Here is a 6000-nt window from a genome sequence, read left to right on the forward strand (position 1 = left end):
CTGCAAGCTCAATTCACGCTTTGCAACGCTGTGCAACAGCGGGCCACGACCCGATAAAACCCCGCAAAGGCAAGGGCCCAGCGCAACGGAAAGAGGCCACCCGAAGGTGGCCTCGCGTTGTTGTCCACCCTGTGTGCGCGTCAGTTCGCCTGGCGCCGCAGGAAGGCCGGGATCTCGATGCGCTCCTGATCGGGATCTGCCTCGTCGTCATGGTCGTAGGACGCGCTTTGCGCCGCGCCATGGACCGGCGGCTGCCGGCGCGGCGCGGGCGCCTTCTGCGCGGCCTCGTGCCCGGTCATCCGGTTGATCAGCGAATTGATGCCGAAACGCGGCCTGTCGGCCGATCCGTCGTCGACCTGCCGCGCGGCTTCACCGGCGGGACGCCGGGCGCCACGCACCGCCTGTTCGAGGCGGGCACGCGCCTCCGGCGAGGGCGTGCCGGGTGCCGGGGCCTGCGGCGCGACGAAGCTTTCCGGATCATGCTCCGGGGCCCGGGCGACGGCTTCGGCACGGCGCGGTTCGGGCTGGCGGGGCTGATAGGCGGGCGGCGGCAGGCCGTCGTCGTCGGCTTCCGCCTCGGCCAACTCTTCCTGCGGCTCGAACTCGAAAAGCGATGGCTCTTCCGCCGCCTCGTGCACCTGCGATGCGGCCGGAGCGTAGGGCTCCTCCGCCACCTCCTGCGGCTCTACGGGGCGCTCCACCGGCGCCTCGGTCTCGGTTTCCGGCCGGGCGAGCGGGCGCGACATCGGCCGGCGCGGCACCGGCGGCGTCTCGACCTGTTCGGCCGTCACGTCGATGCCGGTGGCCACGACGGAGACGCGCATGACGCCTGCCATGTCCGTGTCCAGTGTCGAGCCCACGATGATGTTGGCGTCGGGGTCCACCTCTTCGCGGATGCGGTTGGCGGCCTCGTCAAGTTCGAAGAGCGTCAGATCGTGGCTGCCGGTGATGTTGATCAGCACGCCCTTGGCGCCGCGCAGGCTGATCTCGTCGAGCAGCGGGTTGGCGATCGCCTTCTCGGCGGCCTGGATCGCGCGATCCTCGCCTTCCGCCTCGCCGGTGCCCATCATGGCCTTGCCCATCTCGTCCATCACCGCGCGGACGTCGGCGAAGTCGAGATTGATGAGGCCCGGCCGCACCATCAGGTCGGTCACGCCCTTAACGCCCTGGTAGAGCACGTCATCGGCCAGGCTGAAGGCCTCTGTAAAGGTCGTCTTCTCGTTCGCCAGCCGGAAGAGGTTCTGGTTCGGGATGATGATGAGGGTGTCCACCACCTTCTGCAGCGCGTCGACGCCCTCTTCGGCCTGGCGCATCCGCTTGGCGCCCTCGAACTGGAAGGGCTTGGTCACCACGCCCACGGTCAGAACGCCCAGTTCGCGCGCGGCCTGCGCGATGATCGGCGCCGCGCCCGTCCCGGTGCCACCGCCCATGCCGGCAGTGATGAAGCACATGTGCGCCCCGGCCAGGTGATCGACGATCTGCTCGATGCTTTCCTCGGCGGCCTTGGCGCCCACACTGGCACGCGCGCCCGCGCCCAGCCCCTCGGTCACCTTGACGCCCAACTGGATGCGGTGTTCCGCCCGGGTCTGCTGCAGCGCCTGGGCATCGGTGTTGGCGACCACGAAATCGCAGCCGTCCAGCGCCTTCTCGATCATGTTGTTGACGGCATTGCCCCCGGCGCCGCCCACGCCGAAGACGGTGATCCGGGGCTTCAGCTCGTCCTGCCCGGGCAGGGAAAGATTGAGTGTCATCGCTCTGTCCGCCTGTCGTTCTCCGGCCCCTGTCGCGAGCCTTGGGTCTGCCTGTTTAGGTCGATCCTATCGACTTGTTGCCATTTCGTCACGAAAAAAAGCGATAAATATCGCAAAATCTGCGCCGGCCATCTTCGCCATTCGCGGGATCTTGCCGATATGTCCATATCTCGTGATCACCAGTTTTCCCGCAACCATCGCACCGCACGGCGCCAGCTCACCCCGCCGTAGCGATCGGCGGGAATGTCGAAGTCCCACCATTCGTCCTGCGGGTGCGCCGCGAAAAGGCACAGGCCCACGGCGGCCGAGAAGCCGGGGCCGGTCACCGATTGCGGCAGCCCGTGCACCCGCATCGGCCGCCCCAGCCGCACGCGCTGCCCGAGGATGCGCGCAGCCAGCCCGTCGAGGCCGGGAATCTGGCTCGCCGCGCCGGTCAGCACGATCTGCTGGCTGGGCAGATGCTCGAACCCGGCCGCGTCGAGCCGGGCGCGCGCCTCTTCGAGGATCTCCTCGACCCGCGGCCGGATGATTCCGATCAGTTCCGCGCGGCTCACCGTGCGGCGGTCATGTTCCCAGTCGCCGGTCTCGCCGCCGATCTCGATCATTTCGCGGTCGTCCATGCCGGTGGCGACCACCCCGCCGTGAAAGGTCTTGATGCGTTCCGCCACCGCCATCGGCACCGACAGCCCCATCGAGATGTCGCCGGTCACATGGTCGCCGCCCATGCGCACGGAGTCGGCGTAGATCATGTGCTTGCGCATGAAGATCGACACGCCGGTCGACCCGCCGCCCATGTCGATGCAGGCCGCGCCCAGTTCCTGCTCGTCCTCGACCAGCGCCGAAATCCCGGCGCAATAGGCCGAAGAGGCAAGCCCCGCAAGTTCCAGATCGCAGCGCTTGATGCAGTGTGCGAGGTTCTGAACCGCCTGCGCATCGACCGTCAGCATGTGCATGTCGGCGGCCAGCGTGTTGCCGATCTGGCCGCGGGGGTCCGAAAGCCCTGTGCGATGGTCCAGCGCGAAGTTCACCGGCTGGGCATGCAGCACCTCGCGCCCCTCGCCGTAGTCGGGCACCTCGCAGGCGGCCAGCACGCGGGCCACGTCGTGCTCGCTGACGGTCTGGTCCTCCAGTTCGACCTCGCCGGCCAGCCCGTAGGAGCGCGGGTTGGCCCCCGAGAAGCTGGCGATGACATGGTCCACCCGGATCTGGGCCATGTTCTGCGCGGTCTTGAGCACCGTGCGCACGGCGAGCTCGGTCTCCTGCATCGCCGCGATCTCGCCGAAGCGCACCCCGCGCGAGCGCGTGGTGGCCGCGCCGATCACGCGAAAGCCCGCCTGCCCCGCCAGTGGCCCCACCCCGTCGGACGGGCGGTCGCCCTCCGTGCCGTCGAAGCGCAGCACAAGGCAGGCGATCTTCGACGTGCCGATGTCGAGGATCGCCACCACCCCGCGCTGCATCGCCGCCTTGCGCATCGCGCGCATCGCGCGCTGGGATTGATAGAGTTGGTTCATTCCCGTCTCAGTCCTCTCCCCATTCGATCCGCCGGATCCGGCGCAATTCGTCGAGTGCCGGCGCGTTGAGCCGCAGCGTCGGCCGCTCGGGCAGGCGCATGTCCACCGCGGCCACGTCGCGCGCCAGCAGGTCCTCGGCCCCGTCCATGGCGATCACGCGGTCAAGGGCGGGGCGTGGCGCCTCGGCCGGCAGCAGGATTCGCTGGCCGCGGTCCAGCACCACGTTCCAGCGCCGCTCGCCGATGCGCTCCAGCCCGCGCAGCCGCGGCCGGAGCGGCCGCGCCGCCGCCACGAGCGCCAGCGCCTCGGGCACATGCGCCTGCGCGCCCTCGCCCGCGATCAGGGGCAGGTCGGGGCGGTCGGCGCGCGCCTTGACCGGCCGCACCGGGTGCCCCTCGGCGTCCAGCAGTTCCAGCCCCCGCGCGCTGCGCCAGATCACCGCCGGCACGCGCTCTTCCACCTGCACCTGCAACAGGCCTCCGGGCCGGATGCGCAGGCTGGCGGACTTGACAGGGCCGAGCTCCACCACCTGCGCCTGCATCGCCCCGAGGTCGAGATCGAAGCTGGTGGTGGGAAAATCGATCTGCAGCACCTCGCGGATATCGGCGGCAAGGTCGGGGCTCGCCCCGTCGATCGCCATCAGGTCCACGCGGAACTCCGGCCGGCTCTCGATCACCGCGCGCGCCTCGGCCACATGGCCGAGGATCATGTCCCGGCGCTCCGGGTCGCCCAGCCAGATCCAGCCCGCGGCGAAGGCCAGCCCGAAGGGCAGACCCACGCGCAACGCGTCCCGAAAGAGCGGCGTCAGCATGAGACGCTGCAGCCGGTAGGCCCAGAGCGAGGGCGCCGGGTCGCGGCCGGACGCCGCGGCGCGGCGGCGGGTCAGCGGCCACATGAGGCGTCCTCCACCATCCAGCGGCACAGCGCGCCGAAGCTCATGCCGGCCGCGCGCGCCTGTTCGGGCGAGAGCGAGGTGGGCGTCATGCCGGGCTGCGTGTTCAGCTCCAGCACGATCAGCCCCTCGGCGCCCTTCGCCGCGTCCCAGCGGAAATCGGTGCGCGTGAGCCCCCGGCAGCCCAGCGCGGCGTGCGCGCGGCGTGCGTAATCCTCGCACAACTCGGCTATCCCGCCAGGGATCTGTGCGGGCACCACGTGCCGCGATCCGCCGGGTGCGTATTTCGCCCGATAGTCGTACCAGCCCTCGGTGATGATGTCGGTCACGCCCAGCGCGCGCGCCGAGGGCTGCACCGGCCCCTGCCCCAGCACCGTGGTGGTGAGTTCACGGCCCGGTGCGAAGGCCTCGACCATGACATGGTCCGGCATCTCGGGGCCGAGCTGCGGCGGCCGGCTCGCCCCTTCGTCCACGATGTAGACGCCGACCGAGGACCCCTCGTCGTTGGGCTTGACCACATAGGGCGGCGGCAGGACGTGGCGCGCCTCGGCCTCCGCGCGGGGGACGATGCGGCTTTCGGCGACGGGCAGGCCCTCGCGCGCGAAGACCTCCTTCGAGCGCTGCTTGTCCATTGCCAGGGCCGAGGCCAGCACGCCGGAATGGGTGTAGGGCAGCCCCAGCCATTCCAGCATCCCCTGCACGCAGCCGTCCTCGCCCCAGCGGCCGTGCAGCGCGTTGAACACCACGTCGGGCGCGGCCGCGTCGAGGCGCGCGGCCAGGTCGCGGCCCGCGTCGATCTCGATCACCTCGAAGCCCTCGTCGCGCAGCGCCACGGCACACTCGCGGCCCGAGGACAGCGAGACCTCGCGCTCGGCCGAGAGCCCGCCCATCAGAACCGCCACTGTGGAGGGTGTCCTGCCCGACATCCCCGTGCCTGCCTCGCACTGCCCTTCGGGTCTTGCGCCCGAGTTCATTCGCCTCGCGCGGCGGATGCCGGCGGGACCTCAATTCACTGGTGTGCGGCTGACTGCCGCCTGCCTCGATCCGGCCGGTTTTCTATTCTTCCCGTCCGTCATCCGGGGCCGGTTCGCCGACCCTCATGATCTCCCAGTCTAGCTCTATTCCGCTTGATTGGAAAACCCTTTTTCTGACCTCTTCGCCCAGACCCTCGAGGTCCGCCGCCGTGGCGCCGCCGGTATTGACCAGGAAATTGGCGTGCTTCTCCGACATCTGCGCGCCACCCCGCCGCGCACCGCGCATGCCGGCGTCCTCGATCAGCTTCCAGGCCTTGAGTTCGTGCGTGTCGTCCGGGCGGCCGGTCGAGGAAAACCCGGCCGGATTGCGGAAGGTGGAGCCCGCGGTGCGCTCCTTCGTGGGCTGCGTGGCGTCGCGGCGGGCCAGCTGCTCCTCCATGCGCGCCAGCAGCGCCTGCGCGTCGCCTTCGGGCGCGGCAAAGACCGCTTCGGTCAGAACCCAGCCCTGCGGCAGGTCGGTCTCGCGGTAGCGGAAGTTGAGATCATCGGGCGTGAGGGTCACCACCTCGCCCGCGCGGGTCACGGCGGTCGCCTCGATGAAGCGGTCGGCGACGTAGGTGCCGTAGCAGCCCGCGTTCATCCGCACCGCGCCGCCAATGGCACCGGGGATCGTGCGCAGGAAGGTCAGGTCGCGCCCCGCCTCCGCCGCGCGCCGCGCGACATGAGCGTCGAGCGCCGCGGCCCCCGCGATCACGCGGTCACCCTCCACCCGGATATGGTTGAACCCCCGCCCCAGGCGGACCACCACGCCCCGCAGCCCGCCGTCCCGCACGATCAGGTTCGACCCCACCCCCATCGGAAAGACCGGCACC

Annotated in this window: 5 protein-coding genes; all 5 read right to left on the reverse strand. The window is 70.3% G+C overall.

Features of this window, described 5'->3' with window-relative positions:
• Positions 1-140 precede the first annotated feature (140 nt).
• A complete protein-coding gene (gene ftsZ, locus ACLFOB_RS05965; RefSeq protein ID WP_410925470.1) occupies positions 141-1751 on the reverse strand; it encodes a cell division protein FtsZ in 1611 nt (536 codons plus the stop codon).
• A gap of 176 nt (positions 1752-1927) precedes the next feature.
• Entirely contained in the window at positions 1928-3262 is a 1335-nt protein-coding gene (gene ftsA / locus ACLFOB_RS05970; RefSeq protein ID WP_410915895.1) for a cell division protein FtsA, read from the reverse strand.
• A gap of 7 nt (positions 3263-3269) precedes the next feature.
• Positions 3270-4157 carry a cell division protein FtsQ/DivIB gene (locus ACLFOB_RS05975; protein ID WP_410925472.1) on the reverse strand — a complete coding sequence of 296 codons (888 nt, stop codon included), beginning with the start codon at positions 4155-4157 and terminating at the stop codon, positions 3270-3272.
• The gene (locus ACLFOB_RS05980; protein ID WP_410925474.1) at positions 4145-5080 is read right to left on the reverse strand and encodes a D-alanine--D-alanine ligase; all 936 of its coding nucleotides are present in this window, start codon (positions 5078-5080) and stop codon (positions 4145-4147) included. The genes ACLFOB_RS05975 and ACLFOB_RS05980 overlap by 13 nt, the downstream gene beginning before the upstream one ends.
• A gap of 130 nt (positions 5081-5210) precedes the next feature.
• Positions 5211-6000 (reverse strand): UDP-N-acetylmuramate dehydrogenase (gene murB / locus ACLFOB_RS05985; protein WP_410925476.1); only part of this gene is annotated, 790 nt, incomplete at its 5' end.

Source organism: Rhodosalinus sp., assembly GCF_046542825.1.
Classification (GTDB): domain Bacteria; phylum Pseudomonadota; class Alphaproteobacteria; order Rhodobacterales; family Rhodobacteraceae; genus Rhodosalinus.

Coding starts and splice junctions, on each gene's coding strand:
- ACLFOB_RS05975 (WP_410925472.1), bottom strand. CDS start 4,157: ATGTGGCCGCTGACCCGCCGCCGCGCCGCGGCGTCCGGCCGCGACCCG.
- ACLFOB_RS05980 (WP_410925474.1), bottom strand. CDS start 5,080: ATGTCGGGCAGGACACCCTCCACAGTGGCGGTTCTGATGGGCGGGCTC.
- ftsA (WP_410915895.1), bottom strand. CDS start 3,262: ATGAACCAACTCTATCAATCCCAGCGCGCGATGCGCGCGATGCGCAAG.
- ftsZ (WP_410925470.1), bottom strand. CDS start 1,751: ATGACACTCAATCTTTCCCTGCCCGGGCAGGACGAGCTGAAGCCCCGG.